Source organism: Bradyrhizobium sp. 164, from assembly GCF_023073715.1.
Classification (GTDB): domain Bacteria; phylum Pseudomonadota; class Alphaproteobacteria; order Rhizobiales; family Xanthobacteraceae; genus Bradyrhizobium.
In genome coordinates, this window is the sequence record NZ_JADPKA010000028.1 from 49556 (window position 1) to 68651 (window position 19096).

Genomic DNA, 19096 nt, shown 5'->3' on the forward strand with positions numbered 1-19096 from the left:
TCCCCCGCTTGCGGGGGAGGTCGACGCGCTTGCAGAGCGCGGCGGGAGAGGGCTTTCTCCACCCGGTGTCATCTCTGCGGAAATACCCTCTCCCCTGCCCTCTCCCGCAAGCGGGAGAGGGAGCGCACGGCGATCGCCGCTGCGTTCAACCTGATCTGATCGCCATCTAATTATGCTCTCCTTCGTCGCTCAGCGTGTCCTAAAGGGCGTGATCGTCCTGCTCGCGATCATCGTTCTCAATTTCTTCCTGATCCGACTTGCGCCCGGCGACCCTGCGGTGGTGATGGCGGGCGAAGCCGGCGCCAGCGACCCGATCTTCGTGAAGCAGCTCCGGGAAAAGTTCGGCCTCGACAAGCCAATGCCCGAGCAGCTCTTCATCTACGTCAAGGGCGTCGTCACTCTCGACCTCGGCTTCTCCTTCCGCCAGCAGGCACCGGTCGCAAAGCTGATCGGCGAACGGCTGCCGGCGACGCTACTGCTGACACTGACCGCCTTCACGATCTCGCTCGTGCTCGGCATCCTCTTCGGCACCTTCGCCGCGCGCTTTGCCGGAATCTTCCTCGACACGGCCATTACCGTCTTTGCACTGATTTTCTACGCCATGCCGATCTTCTGGGTGGCGCTGATGGGGATCCTGCTGTTCTCGGTCACCATGGATTGGCTGCCGAGCTTCGGCTACGAGACAGTCGGCGCCAATCTCACCGGCCTTGCCCACGCGATCGACGTCGCAAAGCACCTGATCATGCCGGCGATGACCCTCGGGCTGTTCTTCATGGCGACCTACACCCGCATGACGCGCGCCTCGATGCTCGAGGTGAAGCGGCTCGACTTCATCAAGACCGCGCGCGCCAAGGGCCTGTCCGACGCCGTGATCCAGCGCCGCCACGTGCTGCGCAACGCTCTGCTGCCGGTAGTGACGCTCGCCGGCGTGCATTCCGGCACGCTGATCGGCGGCGCCGTCATCACCGAGACCGTGTTCGCCTGGCCCGGCATCGGTCGGCTGATGTACGACGCGCTACTCCAACGCGACTACAACCTACTGCTCGGCGTCTTCGTGATCTGCTCCGCCATGGTGCTGATCTTCAACCTCATCACCGACCTGGTCTACCGCCTGGTCGACCCGCGCATCGAATTCGCCTCATGAAGCAATTTTGGAAATCGATGTTGAAGAGCCCGAGCGGCGTCATTGGGCTCGTCATCCTGCTGCTTGCGATCTCGGTCGCGGTGTTCGGGCCGATGCTGTTCCCGAACTCGCCCTGGCGCATGGTGCAGCGGCCGTTCCTGCCGCCCTTCACGCTGCAGGCCGTGCCGCTCGGCACCGACGCGCTCGGCCGCGACGTGTTCGCCGGCATGATCTTCGGCGCACGCGTCTCGCTGCTCGTTGGCCTTGTCTCGACGCTGGTAGCCCTGATCGTCGGCGTGCCGATCGGCGCGATGGCCGGCTATTTCGGCGGCAAAGTCGACGATGCCTTGATGCGCTTCACCGAATTCTTTCAGACTATTCCAAGCTTCGCGCTCGCGATCGTGCTGGTCGCAATCCTGCAGCCCTCGATCTATTCCATCGTGGCCTCGATAGCGGTGGTGAGCTGGCCGCCGGTCGCCCGCCTCGTGCGCGGCGAGGTGCTGTCGCTGCGCACGCGCGAATATGTCCAGGCCGCGGTAGTCACGGGACAGAGCAACACCTGGATCATTTTGCGCGAGATCCTGCCGAACGCACTGTCGCCCGTGATCGTGCTGGCCTCGCTGATGGTGGCGACTGCAATCCTCTTGGAATCCTCGCTGTCGTTCCTTGGCCTCGGCGATCCCAATCTGATCTCCTGGGGCTACATGGTCGGCGCCGGCCGGACCGTGATCCGCCAGGCCTGGTGGATCACCGTGTTTCCCGGCGTGGCCATCCTGATCTCGGTGCTCGGCCTCAATTTGATCGGCGAAGGCCTAAACGACGCGCTCAATCCGCGACTGTCGCGGGAGGGGCGCTGACGATGACCGCACCGCCCGCCATCTCCATCAAGAGCCTGAGGATCGCGCTGCCCAAGGGCGCCGAGCGTCCGTTCGCCGTCGACGGCGTCTCGCTCGATTTGCAGCCCGGCAAGATCGTCTGCGTCGTCGGCGAGTCCGGGTCCGGCAAGTCGATGTGCGCGCATGCGCTGATGGGCCTGTTGCCGGACACCGTGTCGGTCACCTCCGGCGAGGTCCAGTTCGAAGGCCGCGACCTGCTCAAGCTGGGCGACGACGGCTGGCGCGATCTGCGCGGCCGCAGGCTCGCGATGATCTTTCAGGAACCGATGACCGCGCTCAATCCGTTGATGCGGATCGGCGACCAGATGGCGGAGATGTTCGAGGCCCATGGCCAGCTCACGCCGAAGGAGCGGCGCGCAAGAGCACTCGCGTTGGCGCGCGAGGTCGGCCTGCCCGACCCCGAGCGGATCGTGCGCGCCTACCCGCACCAGCTCTCCGGCGGCCAGCGCCAGCGCGCCATGATCGCCATGGCGCTCGCGCTTGAGCCCGCGGTGCTGGTCGCCGACGAGCCGACCACTGCGCTCGACGTCACCACGCAGGCACAAATTCTCGATCTGATCCGCAATCTCCAGCGCAACCGCAACATGGCGGTGATGTTCATCACCCACGATTTCGGCGTGGTCGCCGACATCGCCGACCAGGTCGTGGTGCTCCGACACGGCAAGGTGGTCGAGGAAGGTCCCGCTGCGACGGTTTTCCACGATCCGCAGCACGACTACACCAAGGCACTGCTCGCCGCCGTGCCGTCGATGGACCCGCCGGTGCGCAAACTGCTCGACGATCAGGCCCGGGCCGTCGAGGTGATCGGACTGGACAAGACCTACGTCACGTCGGGCGGCTGGTTTCGCGAGGACCGCCGCGTCGAGGCGGCGCGCGAGGTCAATTTCAACATCCTCAAGGGCGAGACGCTCGGCCTCGTCGGCGAATCCGGCTCCGGCAAGTCGTCGGTGGCACGGCTCGTGATGCGGCTGATCGAAGCCGACCGCGGCACGGTGCGGATCGGCGACACCGATCTCACCTCTCTTTCGGGCAGGGCGCTGCGCGCCGAACGGCATCGCATCCAGATGATCTTCCAGGATCCGTTCGCCTCGCTCAATCCGCGGCGCAAGATTGGCCACATCATCGCCGACGGCCCGATCGCGGCCGGCACCGATCCGAAGGTCGCGCTCGACCGCGCTCGCGATCTCCTCAGGATGGTCGGCCTCGACGCCGGCGCCCTCGAGCGCTATCCGCACGAATTCTCCGGCGGCCAGCGCCAGCGTATCGGCATTGCGCGCGCGCTCGCGCTCGAGCCCGAGATCATCGTCGCAGATGAAGCCGTCTCCGCCCTCGACGTCTCCGTGCAGGCGCAGGTGTTGAAGCTGCTCGAAGACCTCAAGGCGCGCCTCGGCCTTTCGATGCTGTTCATCACCCATGATCTGCGCGTCGCGGCGCAAATCTGCGACCGCATCGCGGTGATGCAGCGCGGCGCCATCGTCGAACTCAAGCAGACCGCGCAGCTCTTCGCCGCGCCCGAGCACGCCTATACGCGTGAACTGCTGTCGGCGGTACCGGGGCGAAAGGCGCGCGCGCCGGCGGCATGAGCGATCGTCGTGACGGGTTCGCCGAGCTGCAAGATTGTTCCAAAAACTTGCGGGTGATGCCGGCGAAACATCTTTGGTCGATCGGCATTTGCTTTGCAGAGACTGCCTTGCCGGTGCGGCAAGAGTAAGCTGTCATCGGCGTTCGCTCGCGCGGTAATTGCAGCAGCGCGATAAGAACGGTGAACAGCCCGTACCTGGCGCAGGAACACCCGGACGTTGGGACGCCCGCGCGGTCACGGGCTTTTTATTCCGTCGTGAACGGGGACGTCGTTTCAAAAGCCGAGGGGACGCCATAGATACGATTAGATGATTGTTATCATCTCATGACCTGCTTGCCCCACTGACATTCGGAGCCAACATGGGTGAAGTTATTCGATTTGTCTCAAGATCTGAGCGCGAGCGCGCGCGCCTCATTCAGGAGGCACGCGCAATCTACGACAGCATCTTTCCGCCATCTGATCCGGTCAGCAATGGGCAGGATAAAGCAACGGGCCGCACGATCAGCGGCGGCGATAGGGGTAACCTTTCGTGATCAAGATCATTGCCGTGCTTTGCAGTCTCTCCTCTCCGACCAATTGCCATGAGCAGATTGTCACCAGCTCGGACTTTGCTCAGGTCTCGGTGCAGTCCTGCCTGATGGGCGCCCCGCAGCTTGCGGAATGGATGAACCAGCATCCGGCTGAGCGCCTGGCGGCATGGCGTTGCGTGATTGGGAAGCAGGATCGCAGGGGAATCTAACGAGGAAGATTTTCGTCCTTGGCGAATGATCACCCGGGACGGCTCCATTAAACCACACCGTGACGACAACCCATCGCTGGGCTAACCTCGCCCCCCTTTGTCCATGAGGGGGAAGCCAGATGGAGGTCGCCAGCCTCATTCTTCCCGTGTTCGCGATCATCGTCACCGGCTGGCTGGCAGGCGAGTTCGGCTCTCTCTCCCGCTCGCTTGCCGATGCCCTGGTGCACTTTGCTTACAACGTGGCGATGCCGGCGCTCCTGATCGTCACGATCGCGCGGGAGCCGGCCCGCAACCTGCTGGAATGGCGCTTCCTGCTCGCATTCGGCGGCGGTTCACTGATCTGCTTCGGGATGGTGTTTCTGGCGGTCCGCGCGGGTGGCAAACACGATATCGCCAGCAGCACCATTCATGGGATGGCGGCGGCAATGACCAATACCGGGTTTGTCGCGCTGCCGATCCTGCACGTGATCTACGGCCAGCCCGCCGTCCTGCCCGCCGCGGTAGCGACAGTGTTCGTGGCCGCCGTAATGTTTCCGATCACGGTCATCCTCCTGAAAGGACGCGACCCGCACGAGCCCGCCCATCCCACGGGACTGGCAAAGCAGATCCTGCTCAATCCGATGGTGCTGTCGACGCTCATTGGGCTGGTGTGGGCGATCACGGGCTTGCCGATTCCGGCGCTGGTCGCGACCTATCTGAACATGATCGCTGCAGCGCTCACGCCTTGCGCGCTGTTTGCCATCGGACTTGGTTTGTCCGTTGAGGGCCTGCGATCCAACCTGAAGGCATCGTTTGCGCTCGCGGCGGTGAAACTGGTGGTCATGCCTCTGATCGTCTACGGGCTCTGCGTGATCTTGGGACTCGATCCTCTCTACACGGTCGCCGCTGTCGTCTGCGCGGCCGTGCCGACGGCGAAAACCGTGTACGTCCTCGCGCATGAGCACAAGGTTGACGAGAAGCTGGTTGCGGCCACGGTCTCGATCACGACGATGCTGTCCGTCGCAACGTTGCTGGTCGCGCTGTATCTGCTCTCCGGCCTCGCGATTGGCGTCCGCTGACCGGCATCGGTCTATCTCGTGGTGTTGCTCCAGGTGGGGACCGAGTTGGTCACGCCGACCGAGGGCCAATTGTACGAGCCGACCGACGGCGCCGTGACGGTGCCGACCGTCTGTCCGGACGACCCATAGGACGCGCTCGGCTGCGCTGACGGCGTTCCGGCACCGCCATAGGTCGGCGCCACCACACCGTTGCTGTAATGTCGGCTCGATCGGGCTTTCTTCGCTTCAGCCGCAAAGGGCACGGCAAGCAGCCCGGCAGTGACGAGTGCGGCAATGGCGAGTTTGACGGTTGTCATGGCCTGATCCTTTCGCCCCGTGCCCGGTATGCCAAGTGTTCATTCATCGGAAAATTTCCATAGGTCTGCGTTCATAACTCCGTGCGCGCGCGAACGTGCCGGGCTGCGCTCGCCGCCTTCGGATGAACCCGAATCAGCGCTAGTGCATTGGCTTCAGTGACTTTCCTGGACGCAAGCAGCATGACCGGCGCCGAACTGAAGCAACTCCGCAACGACCTCTCCGACGCCCTTGAGCGCAAGCTCACCGCGGCCGACATGGCCAGGCTGTGCGGGCTGCCGGAGAAAGGCGGCGCCGAGACCATAAGGCGCTGGGAGGTCAGCGGCCCGACACCAGCGGCGACCAAGGTGCTGCGCGTGCTCGCGATGGCAAGCGAGCGCTATCCGATCCTGGAGAAGTTCGACATCTTCGATCGTCACGACGTGCGCGAGGAAGACCGCCCGGCAAAGCGCGCGGCCTTTCGTGCTCAGATGCGCGACGAGGCGCGGCGACGTCTTGGTTAAGAGGAGGCGCCCGCAAGTTACCGGCGACGCGCGAAGTTAAGCCTTCCTTCAGCATTTCTTAAGGCGCCATTAAGCACGAAAATCATTTGCGGCCCAGTAGGTTAGGTTGGGGCCCGCTGTGCCATGCATGTGACAGCATTTTCGTCAAAAGCGAGCTATCTGCAAAACCAACGACGGCGCGAAAGCGCGCCTGCCGGGGACCTTACGTGTTGGAGTTCAAGACGATGAAGAAGATTCTGTTTGCGACCGTTGCGCTGCTCGTGCTGGGCGCGGCCGCGCCGGCCGTCGGCGCCGATCTCGGTAACCGCAACTACTACAAGGCACCCGCGCCGGCCTATGCTGCACCGATCTACAACTGGACCGGTTTTTACATCGGCGGCCATGTCGGCGGTGCGTTCTCCAGCGACAACAATTTCAACGGTCTCTCCACCGGCAACAATGGCAACGGCCGTTTCCTCGGCGGTGTGCAGGTCGGTGCGGACTGGCAGTTCAACCCGAACTTCGTCGTCGGCGTCGAAGGCCAGTATTCCTGGCTCTCCGGCAGCGTCGGCGCGGTGTTCCCGGGCGGCATCGCCTACACCAACGACCAGCGCGGGCTCGGCTCGATCACCGGCCGGGTCGGCTACACCTGGGGTCCGGGCCTCCTCTATGTGAAGGGCGGTTATGCCTATTCGGACAACAACGAGAGAGTGACTGTTGGCGGCGTACCATCCGGCTTCATCATCGATGGCGATCATCGCAACGGCTACACCGTCGGCGCCGGCCTCGAATACATGTTCGCACCGAACTGGTCGGCCAAGGCCGAGTACCAGTACTACAACTTCGGCGATGCGCACTTCACCGCGGGCCCGCTGGTCGGCACCGGCAACTTCACCACCGACGACCATACCTTCAAGGCGGGCCTCAATTACCGCTTCAACTGGGCCAGCCCGGCCGTCGCGCGCTACTGAGCGTTAGCAAAACGTTATCATCACGAAGGGCCGGCGATGTTGCCGGCCCTTCTTTTTTCGCCCTGCGGAACGCGCGCAACCGATTGCACAGATTGCGATTTTTTAACCGGCGTGCCCGATACTCCCGGCCACAAAACAGAAGCAAGGGCGTGGGGGAATTTCGATGGCGATCCGTTTCAGTCTCGGCCGATTCAAGCCGCGTTTCAAACTGCCGAAATGGGGCGTGCGCGGCAGCCTGTTCGCGGCCTTCGCAGTGATCGCCGGCATGGGCCTCGTGATTTCGGCCGGCGCCGGCCTGGCGCTGCAGAAACTCGGCGGGCGCATGACTGAACTGAGCGGACGGGACATTCCGCGCCTTGCGGCGAGCCTGCAATTGTCGGCCTTGAGCGCGAGCCTTGCGGCACAGGGACCTGCCCTGCTTGCGGCTCAAACCGAGGACGCCCTGAACGAGCGCACCAAGAAGCTGAAGGAACTGCAGGAGCAGACGCAGCAGAAGCTCAACGAGATCATCGAGCTCGGCGGCGACAAGGCCGTCGTCTCCGGTCTCGGCGAGACGATGAAGAGCATCAACGAGGCGGCCCAGAGCCTGGCCAAGGCTGCCCGCGAACGGCTGGACATCGCGGCCCTGCATGACAAGCAATATGACGCGCTACGCAACGCGCAGGGCGCGTTCGTCGGCGCGGCCAGTCCGGCGATGCTGGACGCGCAGACCCGGGTCAACGCCATTCTCGGCTCTGCCGACCTGTCCGCTGCAGATGCCACTGACGCCGCGCAGACCGTCGGCCAGCTCGGCAACGTCGTCGCCAGCGGCAATCTCGCAGCCGCCGACATGAGCGCGGCGCTCTCGGCGAACACGAGCGACAAGCTCGATGACATCCAGAAGGAATTCAAGACGGCACAGGGTCGCTTGCGGTCCAACCTCGATCTGTTGCCGGACAATCAGGGCAACAAGATGCTGCGCGAGACCGCAGAAAAGCTGCTCGCGCTCGGGACCGGCAAGTCCGGCGTATTCAATTTGCGCGAGAAGGAGCTCGACTCCGTCGATTACGGCCAGACCATCCTGGACGAGACCCGCAAGCTCAATGTCGGCCTCGGCATCAGCGTGCAGCAGCTCGTCGACGCCGTGCAGAAAGAGACCAACACGTCGACCTTCCAGGCGCGGCAGGAGATTTCGCTCGCCACGACGGCGATGCTGGCGCTGGGCGCCATGATGTTGGTCGGCTCGGCGCTGTTCGTCTGGCTCTATGTCGGCCGCAACATCCTCCGCCGCATCAGCGGCCTCCAGCGCGCCATGCAGCTGCTCTCGGCCGGCGATCTCGACACCGAGATCGCACGCGCGAAGCACAACGACGAGATCGGCGCGATGACCGATACGCTTCACGTGTTCCGCGACAGCATGATCGAAGCCCGGTCGCTGGCCAGCGAGCAGGACAAGGATCGTGCAGCGAAAGCCGAACGTGCCGCGCGGATGGAGGCGAAGATCGCCGAGTTTGAAAGCACTGTCCGCTCCGCGCTCGACAATCTCGCGCAATCAGCCAATTCGATGCAATCGACGGCGCAGAGCATGTCGAATACCGCGGACCAGTCCAACGCGCTGGTGAACGCGGTCGCCTCCGCCGCGGAGGAAACCTCCGTCAACGTGCAGACGGTCTCGGCCGGCACCGAGCAGCTGTCGTCCTCGATCGCCGAGATCAGCCGTCAGGTGGTGACCTCGGCGGAGATCGCCAAGAAGGCGGTCGACGAGGCCGGCGCCACTGACGCGACGGTGCAGAGCCTCGCCGACAGCGCGAGCCGCATCAATGTCGTCGTCGATCTGATCCAGACCATCGCCTCGCAGACCAACCTGCTCGCCCTCAACGCCACCATCGAGGCGGCACGCGCGGGCGAGGCTGGCCGCGGCTTCGCAGTGGTCGCGTCCGAGGTGAAGAGCCTTGCGAGCCAGACCGCCAAGGCGACGGAAGAAATCCGCACCCAGATCGCCAGCATGCAGGAGATAACGACCTCGGCGGTCGGTGCCATCCAGGGCATCGGCCGGATCATCGGCGAGATCAACGACGTCACCACGACGATTGCGGCTGCGGTCGAGCAACAGGGCGCCGCTACCCGCGAGATCGCCCGCAACATCCAGCACGCCGCCGGCGGCACCAGCGAGGTCTCCAGCAACATCGTCGGCGTCTCCACGGCGTCTGCCGAGGCCGGCGCTGCGGCAGGCGAAGTGCTGAACGCCTCCGATGCACTGCGCCGCGAGGCCGACATGCTGCGCGGGGAGATCGACGCGTTCCTCAACAACATGCGCGCGGCCTGATCGTCATTCCGGGACGCCTCGAAGAGGCGGGCCCGGAATCTCGCACCACAATCTCCGGATTCCGGGTTCGCGCTTGCGCGCGCCCCGGAAGGACAGCGTTTTTTTTGCCGGCTTCAACCGAGACGCGGAAAAACCGCTGCCGGTATGACGGCCATGCGACGGTCGACTCCCATCCTTTTCGGCTGGCGCCCCGCGCGCCGCGGGTTTAAGCCGGTAGCATGAATTCGAAAACCGACACCGCGCAGTCCTCGGCCGAGGCCTTGCGCCACCCTTGGGAACAGCATCCCGGCCCCGAAGAGGTGGTTGAGGTGCGGCCCGGTGTGCTGTGGGCGCGGCTGAAACTGCCGTTCCGCCTCAATCACGTGAACATCTACCTGCTCGCCGACGGCGACGGCTATGCCATGATCGATGCCGGCTTCGGCAACGAGGAAACGATCGAGGCCTGGACAAAGCTGTTCGAGGGCCCGCTGAAAGGCGTCAACATCACGCGGCTGATCGTCACCCACTCGCACCCCGATCATGTCGGTCTCGCCGGGTGGATCGTCGAACGGTTCAACTGCCCGCTGGTGATGTCGCAGGTCGAATATCTGCAATCGGTCTATCACCAGAACCGCGGCACCGAGGAGCGGCGCGAGGCGCAGCGGCTGTTCTTCCGCCGCCATGGCATGGACGAATCGCTCACCGAAAAACTGCTCGGTCGCGGTCAGGATTATCTCAAGCGCGTCTCCGTGCTGCCGCCGTCCTACCGCCGTATCTCCCATGGCGACGACGTCGTGATCGGTTCACGCCGCTTCAAGGTGATCACCGGCGGCGGGCACGCGCTCGACCAGGTGATGCTGTATTGCGCCGACGACAAGCTGTTCCTCTCCGCCGACCAGGTGCTGAGCAAGATCTCGCCGAATGTCAGCGTCTGGGCGGTCGAGCCCGACCAGAACTCGCTCGGCGAATATCTGGCCTCGCTCGCCAGCCTCACCACGACGCTCCCCTACGACGTGCTGGTGCTGCCTGGCCACGGCGTGCCGTTTTACGGCTTGAAGACCCGCATCAAGCAGCTCGCCGACCACCACGAGGAGCGCTGCCGCCTGATCGCGGAAGCCTGCCGCGAGGTGCCGCAGACCTCGCGCGCCTTGGTGCCCGTCGTATTCAACAAGCATGTGCTGGACGAGCATCAGATGGGCTTTGCCGCCGGCGAACTGGTGGCCCATGTCAACTACATGATCGTCGAGGGCCGGCTGAGGGCGGAGACGCAAGACGGCGTGTTGCAGTTCAGGACGACCTGAGTTTGCCTTCGCCTCTCCCCGCTTGCGGGCAGAGGCCGGAATTCAAGCGCAGCTTGAGGCGATGGCGTCGGCCGGCTCCGCAATGATGGACGGAGCGTGCACCATGGACAAAATGTCCACGGCAGCCCCACCTTTCCGGCAACTCCGGTCCGGGCCGCAAGTGCGCGCTAGGCACTTGATCCAAATCAACAATCGCGGCCAGGCCGGCGTTATCAATTGGCACGCTCGCCTTGCCGCAAATGTGAGCAGGTGCATGGACATCGGAGCTGGAAAAGCTCTAAAAATTGAACGGCCGCCTTGGGCCGGGTTCCGCTGCAGGTTTGCCGATGGATTACAACGAGTTCTTCAGTTCCGCCCTCGACCGTCTTCACACCGAGCGGAGGTACCGCGTGTTCGCCGATCTGGAGCGCACGGCCGGCCGGTTCCCACACGCGGTCTGGCATTCGCCGAAGGGCAAACGCGACATCGTGATCTGGTGCTCCAACGATTATCTCGGCATGGGTCAGCACCCGAAGGTGGTCGGCGCCATGGTCGAGACCGCAACCCGCGTCGGCACCGGGGCCGGCGGCACCCGCAACATCGCCGGCACGCATCATCCGCTGGTCCAGCTCGAGGCCGAGCTGGCCGATCTCCATGGCAAGGAAGCCGCACTGCTGTTCACCTCGGGTTACGTCTCGAACCAGACCGGCATCGCCACCATCGCAAAACTCATTCCGAACTGCCTGATCCTGTCGGACGAGCTCAACCACAATTCGATGATTGAGGGCATCCGACAGTCCGGCTGTGAGCGGGTTGTGTTCCGCCACAACGATCTTGCCCATCTTGAAGAGCTGCTGAAAGTGGCCGGGCCGAACCGGCCAAAACTGATCGCCTGCGAGAGCCTTTATTCAATGGATGGCGACATCGCCCCGCTCGCCAAGATCTGCGACCTCGCTGAAAAGTATGGCGCGATGACCTATGTCGACGAGGTCCACGCGGTCGGCATGTACGGCCCGCGCGGCGGCGGCATTGCCGAGCGTGACGGGGTCATGCATCGCATCGACATCCTCGAAGGCACGCTGGCGAAAGCTTTCGGCTGCCTTGGCGGCTACATCGCCGCCAACGGTCAGATCATCGACGCCGTGCGCTCCTATGCGCCGGGCTTCATCTTCACCACCGCGCTACCGCCGGCCATCTGCTCGGCCGCGACCGCCGCGATCAAGCACCTGAAGACCTCGAACTGGGAGCGTGAGCGCCACCAGGACCGCGCCGCCCGCGTCAAGGCGATCCTCAATGCCGCCGGCCTGCCGGTGATGTCGAGCGACACCCATATCGTGCCGCTGTTCGTCGGCGATCCCGAGAAGTGCAAGCAGGCCTCCGACCTTCTGCTCGAGGAGCACGGCATCTACATCCAGCCGATCAACTATCCGACCGTCGCCAAAGGCACCGAACGACTGCGCATCACGCCCTCGCCCTATCACGACGACGGTCTGATCGATCAGCTCGCCGAAGCCCTGCTGCAAGTGTGGGACCGCCTGGGCCTGCCGCTGCGCCAGAAGTCGCTGGCGGCGGAGTAGGGTTAGCTTCCACCCTCCCCTGGAGGGGGAGGGTCGGCTCACATTGAGCGCAGCGAAATGGAGCCGGGGTGGGGTGACAGTCTCTCCACCTCGAACGCTGCCCGTGTCGAGAGATCACCCCACCCCGCTCGCGCTGCGCGCGATCGACCCTCCCCCTCCAGGGGAGGATAGGCGCCCTGCCGCAAGCGAGCAGCTTAACGACAACTCCAGTTCCCGGCTCCACCGGGCATTTCGCTGTCGCTTGCGACCGCGCAACGCGCTAGATTTGTTAAGAAAATGAGATCGGGCGCTGCCAGCGCCCAGGGAGAAGCGCGCTCGCCATGCTGCACGACTGGGGCGTGATCGCCGCCGCCTTCGGCTACATCGGCTTTCTGTTCCTGGTGGCGAGCCACGGCGACCGTCGCTCGCCGACCGGGCCCGGCCGCGCCTCCGGGCTGATCTACCCGCTGTCGATGGCGATCTACTGCACCTCCTGGACCTTCTTCGGCTCGGTCGGCTTCGCCACCCGGACCTCGACCGACTTCCTGGCGATCTATGTCGGCCCGATCCTGATGATCGGACTGGGCGCCGGCGTGCTCCGGCGCGTCATCCAGCTCGCCAAAGCCCACAACATCACCTCGATCGCCGACTTCATCGGCGCGCGCTACGGCAAGAGCCAGGCGGTGGCAGCCACCGTGGCGCTGATTGCCATCATCGGCTCGGTGCCCTACATCGCGCTGCAGCTCAAGGCGGTCGCCTCATCGCTCGGCACGATCCTGAGCGAGGACCAGGCCTTCTCCCACATCCCGATCCTCGGCGACATGGCGCTGATGGTGACGCTGGCGATGGCGGCCTTCGCCGTGCTGTTCGGCACCCGCCAGACCGACGCCACCGAGCATCAGCACGGCCTGATGCTGGCGGTCGCGACCGAATCCATCATCAAGCTGGTCGCCTTCCTCGCCGCCGGCATCTTCGTCACCTTCTGGATGTTCTCGCCGCAGGAACTGATCGAGCGCGCCATGAAGACGCCGGAGGCGGTGCGCGCAATCAACTACTCGTCGTCGATCGGCAACTTCCTGACTATGACGCTGCTGTCGCTGTGCGCGATCATGCTGCTGCCGCGCCAGTTCCACGTCAGCGTCGTCGAGAATTCGTCCGACGCCGAAGTCGGCCGCGCGCGCTGGCTATTCCCGCTCTATCTCGTCGCCATCAATCTGTTCGTGATCCCGATCGCGATTGCCGGCCTCGTGACCTTCCCGTTCGGCACCGCCGACCCCGACATGTACGTGCTGGCCCTGCCGATGGAGGGCGGCGCGGATCTGCTCAGCGTCGCCGTCTTCGTCGGGGGCCTGTCGGCCGCGACCGCGATGGTGATCGTCGAATGCGTCGCGCTCTCCATCATGGTCTCGAACGACCTCGTGGTGCCCTTGGTGCTGCAACGACGGCCGGAGGGCCGCACCGGCGGCGCCGATTTCAGCGATTTCCTGCTGCGGTCGCGGCGACTTGCGATCTTCGCCATCATGGTGATGGCCTATTTCTACTATCGCGCGCTCGGCAACACCCAGCTCGCAGCGATCGGCCTGTTGTCCTTTGCCGCCATCGCCCAGCTTGCACCAAGCTTCTTCGGCGGGCTGCTGTGGCGACGGGCGACGGCGCGCGGTGCGATCGGCGGGATGCTGGTCGGCTTCGTGGTGTGGCTCTACACGCTGTTCGTCCCGAGCTTCATGGATTCCTCGACGACGGGGATCCTGCTGCTCCAGCACGGCCCGTTCGGAATCGAGGCGCTGCGGCCACAGGCGCTGTTCGGCGCCGACCTGCCGCCGCTGATGCATGGCGTCATCTGGTCGCTGTCGCTCAATATTCTCACCTATGTGCTGCTCTCGCTGGCGCGCCGGCCATCTTCGATCGAGCTGGTGCAGGCCGATCTGTTTGTCCCCAACACGCTCGCGCCGATCTCCCCAAGCTTCCGCCGCTGGCGCACCACCGTCACCGTGCAGGACATCCAGACCACGGTCGCGCAATATCTCGGGCCCGACCGCGCCCGCCATTCGTTTGAGGCTTTCTCGGCGCGGCGCAATGTCCGGCTCGAACCCGGAGCGCCCGCCGATTTCGAGCTGTTGCAGCATGCCGAGCACCTGATCGCCTCGTCGATCGGAGCCGCGTCCTCGCGGCTCGTGATGTCGCTGCTGCTGCGCAAGCGGACGGTCTCGGCAAAGGCCGCGCTGAAACTGCTCGACGATTCCCATGCGGCGCTGCACTTCAACCGCGAGATCCTTCAGACCGCGCTCAACCATGTACGCCAGGGTATCGCGGTCTTCGACGCCGATTTGCAACTGATCTGCTCCAACCGGCAGTTCGGCGATCTCCTCAACGTTCCTCCGCATTTCATTCAGTTCGGCACGCCGCTTCGCGAAATCCTGGAGTTCATCGGCATCAGCGATCCGGACGACCCGGTCGAGCGCGAGGCCATGCTGGAGCGGCGGCTGGCCGCCTACACCACCGACAGCGAGCCCTATCTCGAACGCCTGCCGGAACGCCACATGGTGATCGAGGTGCTCACCAACCGAATGCCGGGCGGCGGCTTCGTCATCACCTTCACCGACGTCACGCCCACCTTCGAGGCGGCGGAAGCGCTGGAGCGCGCCAATGCGACGTTGGAAAAGCGCGTCCGCGACCGCACCGAGGAGCTGACGCGGCTGAACTCGGAGCTGGCGCTGGCCAAGAGCACGGCGGAGGACGCCAGCATCTCCAAGACGCGCTTCCTCGCCGCCGCCAGCCACGATATTCTCCAGCCGTTGAACGCGGCGCGGCTCTACGTCACCAGCCTTGTCGAGCGCCAGCACAATGGCGAGGAGACCCGGCTGGTCGAGAACATCGACGAGTCGCTTCAGGCCATCGAGGAGATCCTCGGCGCGCTGCTCGACATTTCCAGGCTCGACGCCGGCGCGATGACGACTTCGATCACGAGCTTCAAGATGGCCGATCTGATGCGCTCGCTGGAGATCGAGTTCGCGCCGATCGCGCGCGCCAAGGGCCTGGAGCTTGCCTTCGTGCCCTGCTCGTTGCCTGTCGAGTCGGATCGGCTGCTGCTGCGGCGCCTGCTCCAGAATCTGATCTCCAACGCGATCAAGTACACCCCCCGAGGCCGCGTGCTGGTCGGCTGTCGTCGCCGCGGCGCCTCGCTCAAGATCTGCGTCTACGATACCGGCGTCGGCATCCCGCCGGTCAAGCGCGGCGAGATCTTCAAAGAATTCCACCGACTCGAGCAGGGGGCGCGAATCGCACGCGGCCTCGGCCTGGGGCTCTCGATCGTCGAGCGGCTGGCCCGCGTGCTCAAGCACAGCATCGCCATCGACGGTAATGCAAGCGGCGGCTCGGTATTCTCCGTGACGGTGCCGACGGCGAAGGCGATCACCCACACCGCGGCCGTGACCAGCGCGACGCCGCTGGCACGCACGCCGATCTCGGGCGCACTGATCGTCTGCATCGAGAACGATGCGGCGATCCTCGACGGCATGCGCACGCTGCTGAAAGCGTGGGATGCCGAGGTTATCGCGGTCGCCGATCCCGAGGGCGCGATGGCGGCGATCGAAGCCGCCGGACGGCGCGTCACCGGCCTGCTCGTCGACTATCATCTCGATCGCGGTAACGGCATTGCCGCCATTCGCGACATCCGCCGCCGCTTCGGCGACGGCATCCCCGCGATCCTGATCACCGCCGACCGCAGCCCCGCCGTGCAGGTCGCCGCGCGGGATGAAAAGGTCGCGGTGCTCAACAAGCCGGTCAAGCCGGCCTCGCTGCGCGCCCTGCTCGGTCAGTGGCGCACGCAGCAGATGGTCGCGGCGGAATGAATGCGGGCCGGTCAGTAGTCGGTCGACACACTGAGCGCGCGCCATTTCTCTAGCTCTTCGAGCCGAAGCCTGTCCGACGCCGCGATGGCGTTCACGGCGTCGCTTCCGAGGGCGATCCGCAGAGGTGGACGATTCATATCGACGAGCTTCAGCACAAGTGCTGCAGCCTTGGCCGGGTCACCGGGCTGGCGGCCATCGTAATCGCGCTGCATCCTGACGGCTGCGCCAACAACCACGTCGTACTCCGCTCGCCCATCGCCGGTCGCATGCGCGGTCTGGGCAAAGCCGGTGCGGAAGCCGCCGGGCTCGACGATTGTCACCTGCACACCGATCAACGCCATCTCTCGCGCCAAGGACTCCGAAAAGCCCTCGATCCCCCATTTCGCCGCCGAATAGGCCGCGCGAGCCGGAGCACCAATGCGCCCGCCAACGGATGAGACTTGCACGATGTGCCCGCGGCCTTGCCGGCGCAGCACGGGGATCGCCGCCTTGGTAACAATGATGGTGCCGATCAGATTGACCTCGATCTGCTGACGGAACGAGTCCAGGCTCGTGTCCTCGACCGATCCGAGATCGCCGTAACCGGCGTTGTTCACGACCACATCGACGCCACCGAAGGCTTCCACAGCCAGGCCGAGCGCCGCTTGCGCTGCCGCCTCGTCGGTCACGTCGAGGGTTGCAAGCCGAAGCCTTTCGCCGAAGCGCCCAAGCAACGATTCGAGCGGCTTTGGGTCCCGGGCCGAAGCGACAACGCGATCTCCCGCCGCGAGCGTCGCCTCCACGATAGAGCGGCCGAGCCCGCGCGAGCTGCCGCTGATGAACCAGATTCTGGACATTCAGGGTGCCAGCCGCGTGAAGACGTAGTCTCGGCTCTTGGCGCGGGCTTCGTGGCAGGAGAAGCAGGTGCGGTGCTGGGCCTCATCGACCGCCTTGCCGTCGACGAAGCGACCAAAACCCCAGCCGCCGGTTGAGGCGTATTTCTTGGAGTCTTTGACCATCACCTGAACCGTAGTTGCGGCGCCGGGAATCGTCGCGGACGCAAATTCAGGGGACTGCTTCCGCTTCCAGGCGCGCTTGACCAGAACGGTGCCGTCCGGGAGCGGAAGCTTTCCCGTGTGATAAGCGTCAATTGCGATCTGGTTGCCGACGACAGCGCGAAGCTCGTCGAGCGGCGCCGCCTCTTCGGCCGGCGCGATCAGCTCCCACTGCTTGTAGCCCGGCGGAACCGTGACCCCGAAGATCGGCGAGGCGTCCGCCGCGCCGCGGTCCGCCGGCCCCTCCGCGACGGCGACCGTGACGAGATACGGCACGCAGGTCAGGAGCACGACGAGGAGGATCACCGCCAGAACGACCATCTTGGCGTAAGAAGACTTCTTCTTTTCAGGTTCGGTTGTCGTCATGACGTTCCACCAAGCTGGAATGAGGGGCGATCCTTGGTCCAGCCTGGCTGGACCGAGGTGCTGACAATGTTCAGGCGCGGTCGGCGTCGATGACGGCCTTGGCAAAGGCTTGCGGTGCTTCCTGTGGCAAATTGTGGCCGATGCCGCCGGTGATGAGGCGAAACTCATATCGGCCTGAGAACTTCTTGGCATAGGCGCTCGGGTCGGGATGCGGCGCGCCGTTGGCGTCGCCCTCCATCGTGATCGTTGGCACGTCGATGACGGGAGCTGCCGCGACCTTCTTTTCGAGATGCTCGTATTTCGTCTCGCCCTGGGCAAGCCCGAGCCGCCAGCGGTAATTGTGGATCGTGATCGCGACATGATCCTTGTTGTCGAGCGCTGCTGCGCTTCGATTGAAGGTGGCGTCGTCGAACTTCCATTGCGGCGAGGCGAGCTTCCAGATCAGCTTGGCAAAATCATGCGTGTACTTCTCGTATCCGGCGCGGCCGCGCTCGGTCGCGAAATAGAACTGGTACCACCATTGCAGTTCGGCCTGCGGCGGCAGCGGCGCGTTGCCCGCGGCTTGGCTGGAGATCAGATAGCCGCTGACCGACACCAATGCCCGGCAGCGGTCCGGCCACAGCGCGGCGATGACGTCCGCGGTGCGCGCGCCCCAGTCGAAGCCGGCGACGACGGCCGTCTTGATATCGAGCTTGTCCATCAGCGCAATGATATCGGCAGCCATTGCCGCCGGCTCGCCGTTGCGCGGCGTCTCGCTGGAGAGGAAATGCGTCGTACCATAGCCGCGCAGGTAAGGGATGATCACACGATAGCCGGCTTTTGCCAGGATCGGCGCGACATCGACGAAGGCGTGAATGTCGTAGGGCCAGCCGTGCAGCAGGATCGCGACGGGCCCGTTGGAGGGACCCGCCTCCACATAGCCGACATTGAGAACGCCGGCATCGGTCTGCTTGATCGTACCGAAGGACGCGTTTGATGCTTGGGATCGCGACGCTTCCGTCTCGGCGCGGGCGAGTTCGATCACGCCGAGACCGGCGGCAACGGTTCCCGCGGCGACGCCGAGAAACTGGCGGCGATGTTGGTCGATGATCTGCTTCATGGTGGCTACCTTGCTGATGGTGGGTGATGATGCGTCAGATCAGCGCGACCGTGACGTCTATGTTGCCACGGACGGCCTTGGAATAGGGGCAGGTTTGATGCGCTTCATCGATGATGCCGCGTGCGACCTCGCGATCGAGACCCGGCAGACTGATATTGAGGCGCGCCCTCAGCGAGTAAGCGCCCTCGTCGAGCACGAGGTCGATCTCCGCATCGATCGCGCATTTCCTGGGGAGATCGATTCTCCGCTTGCGCGCCGCGATCTCCATCGCGCCTTCGAAACAGGCCGACCAGCCCGCCGCAAACAATTGCTCGGGATTGGTGCCGATGCCTGCGCCACCCGGCGGCGACAGCTTGACGTCAAGCCGACCGTCGGAACTGCGCGACATGCCATCGTGTCGACCGCCGCTGGTGTGTGTCTTGGCCGTGTAAAGCAGTTTTGCCGCTTGCGTCATCAAGGTCTCCTTGCCGTTGCGCAGCTG

The 19096-nt window shown here is 64.6% G+C and carries 17 protein-coding genes; 12 read left to right on the forward strand and 5 right to left on the reverse strand.

Features of this window, described 5'->3' with window-relative positions:
- Positions 1 to 172: 172 nt before the first annotated feature.
- From IVB01_RS10315 to IVB01_RS10340, 6 genes are all read left to right on the forward strand, one after another.
- Positions 173 to 1144, forward strand: a complete 972-nt coding sequence (locus IVB01_RS10315; protein ID WP_247281725.1) for an ABC transporter permease — start codon at positions 173 to 175, stop codon at positions 1142 to 1144.
- The gene (locus tag IVB01_RS10320; RefSeq protein WP_247281726.1) at positions 1141 to 1980 is read left to right on the forward strand and encodes an ABC transporter permease; all 840 of its coding nucleotides are present in this window, start codon (positions 1141 to 1143) and stop codon (positions 1978 to 1980) included. Before IVB01_RS10315 ends, IVB01_RS10320 begins: the two co-directional genes overlap by 4 nt.
- Before the next feature lie 2 nt (positions 1981 to 1982).
- Complete coding sequence (locus IVB01_RS10325; protein WP_247421668.1) at positions 1983 to 3602, forward strand: ABC transporter ATP-binding protein; 1620 nt, start codon at positions 1983 to 1985, stop codon at positions 3600 to 3602.
- Between the two features lie 358 nt (positions 3603 to 3960).
- A complete protein-coding gene (locus tag IVB01_RS10330; RefSeq protein ID WP_247281728.1) occupies positions 3961 to 4134 on the forward strand; it encodes a hypothetical protein in 174 nt (57 codons plus the stop codon).
- A complete protein-coding gene (locus IVB01_RS10335; protein WP_247281729.1) occupies positions 4131 to 4340 on the forward strand; it encodes a hypothetical protein in 210 nt (69 codons plus the stop codon). Before IVB01_RS10330 ends, IVB01_RS10335 begins: the two co-directional genes overlap by 4 nt.
- A 119-nt stretch (positions 4341 to 4459) precedes the next feature.
- A complete protein-coding gene (locus IVB01_RS10340) occupies positions 4460 to 5398 on the forward strand; it encodes an AEC family transporter (protein WP_247421671.1) in 939 nt (312 codons plus the stop codon).
- An 11-nt stretch (positions 5399 to 5409) separates the two neighbouring features.
- On the opposite strand, the gene IVB01_RS10345 is transcribed toward IVB01_RS10340, so the two are convergent.
- On the reverse strand, positions 5410 to 5694 hold the full coding sequence (locus tag IVB01_RS10345) for a hypothetical protein (RefSeq protein WP_247494484.1): 285 nt from the start codon (positions 5692 to 5694) through the stop codon (positions 5410 to 5412).
- 180 nt (positions 5695 to 5874) lie between these two features.
- On the opposite strand from IVB01_RS10345, the gene IVB01_RS10350 reads away from it, so the two are divergent.
- The 6 genes from IVB01_RS10350 to IVB01_RS10375 all read left to right on the forward strand — a co-directional run bounded on the left by IVB01_RS10350 (position 5875) and on the right by IVB01_RS10375 (position 16116).
- Complete coding sequence (locus IVB01_RS10350) at positions 5875 to 6195, forward strand: hypothetical protein (RefSeq protein WP_247281732.1); 321 nt, start codon at positions 5875 to 5877, stop codon at positions 6193 to 6195.
- Positions 6196 to 6419: 224 nt separating this feature from the next.
- The gene (locus IVB01_RS10355) at positions 6420 to 7145 is read left to right on the forward strand and encodes an outer membrane protein (RefSeq protein ID WP_247281733.1); all 726 of its coding nucleotides are present in this window, start codon (positions 6420 to 6422) and stop codon (positions 7143 to 7145) included.
- Between the two features lie 163 nt (positions 7146 to 7308).
- Positions 7309 to 9450 (forward strand): HAMP domain-containing methyl-accepting chemotaxis protein, encoded by a 2142-nt coding sequence (locus IVB01_RS10360; protein ID WP_247281734.1) that lies wholly within the window; start codon positions 7309 to 7311, stop codon positions 9448 to 9450.
- Between the two features lie 218 nt (positions 9451 to 9668).
- Complete coding sequence (locus IVB01_RS10365) at positions 9669 to 10730, forward strand: MBL fold metallo-hydrolase (RefSeq protein WP_247281735.1); 1062 nt, start codon at positions 9669 to 9671, stop codon at positions 10728 to 10730.
- Between the two features lie 326 nt (positions 10731 to 11056).
- A complete protein-coding gene (gene hemA, locus IVB01_RS10370) occupies positions 11057 to 12286 on the forward strand; it encodes a 5-aminolevulinate synthase (RefSeq protein WP_247281736.1) in 1230 nt (409 codons plus the stop codon).
- Between the two features lie 320 nt (positions 12287 to 12606).
- On the forward strand, positions 12607 to 16116 hold the full coding sequence (locus IVB01_RS10375; protein ID WP_247281737.1) for a PAS domain-containing hybrid sensor histidine kinase/response regulator: 3510 nt from the start codon (positions 12607 to 12609) through the stop codon (positions 16114 to 16116).
- An 11-nt stretch (positions 16117 to 16127) separates the two neighbouring features.
- Here the strand turns inward: IVB01_RS10375 and IVB01_RS10380 are convergent, their stop codons facing one another.
- The 4 genes from IVB01_RS10380 to IVB01_RS10395 form a co-directional block, all read right to left on the reverse strand.
- A complete protein-coding gene (locus tag IVB01_RS10380; protein ID WP_247281738.1) occupies positions 16128 to 16952 on the reverse strand; it encodes an SDR family NAD(P)-dependent oxidoreductase in 825 nt (274 codons plus the stop codon).
- A complete protein-coding gene (locus IVB01_RS10385; RefSeq protein ID WP_247281739.1) occupies positions 16953 to 17516 on the reverse strand; it encodes a cytochrome P460 family protein in 564 nt (187 codons plus the stop codon). It abuts the gene before it with no gap.
- Between the two features lie 70 nt (positions 17517 to 17586).
- Positions 17587 to 18615 (reverse strand): alpha/beta hydrolase, encoded by a 1029-nt coding sequence (locus IVB01_RS10390; RefSeq protein ID WP_247281740.1) that lies wholly within the window; start codon positions 18613 to 18615, stop codon positions 17587 to 17589.
- Between the two features lie 34 nt (positions 18616 to 18649).
- Positions 18650 to 19069 (reverse strand): organic hydroperoxide resistance protein, encoded by a 420-nt coding sequence (locus IVB01_RS10395; protein WP_247281741.1) that lies wholly within the window; start codon positions 19067 to 19069, stop codon positions 18650 to 18652.
- Between the last annotated feature and the right edge of the window lie 27 nt (positions 19070 to 19096).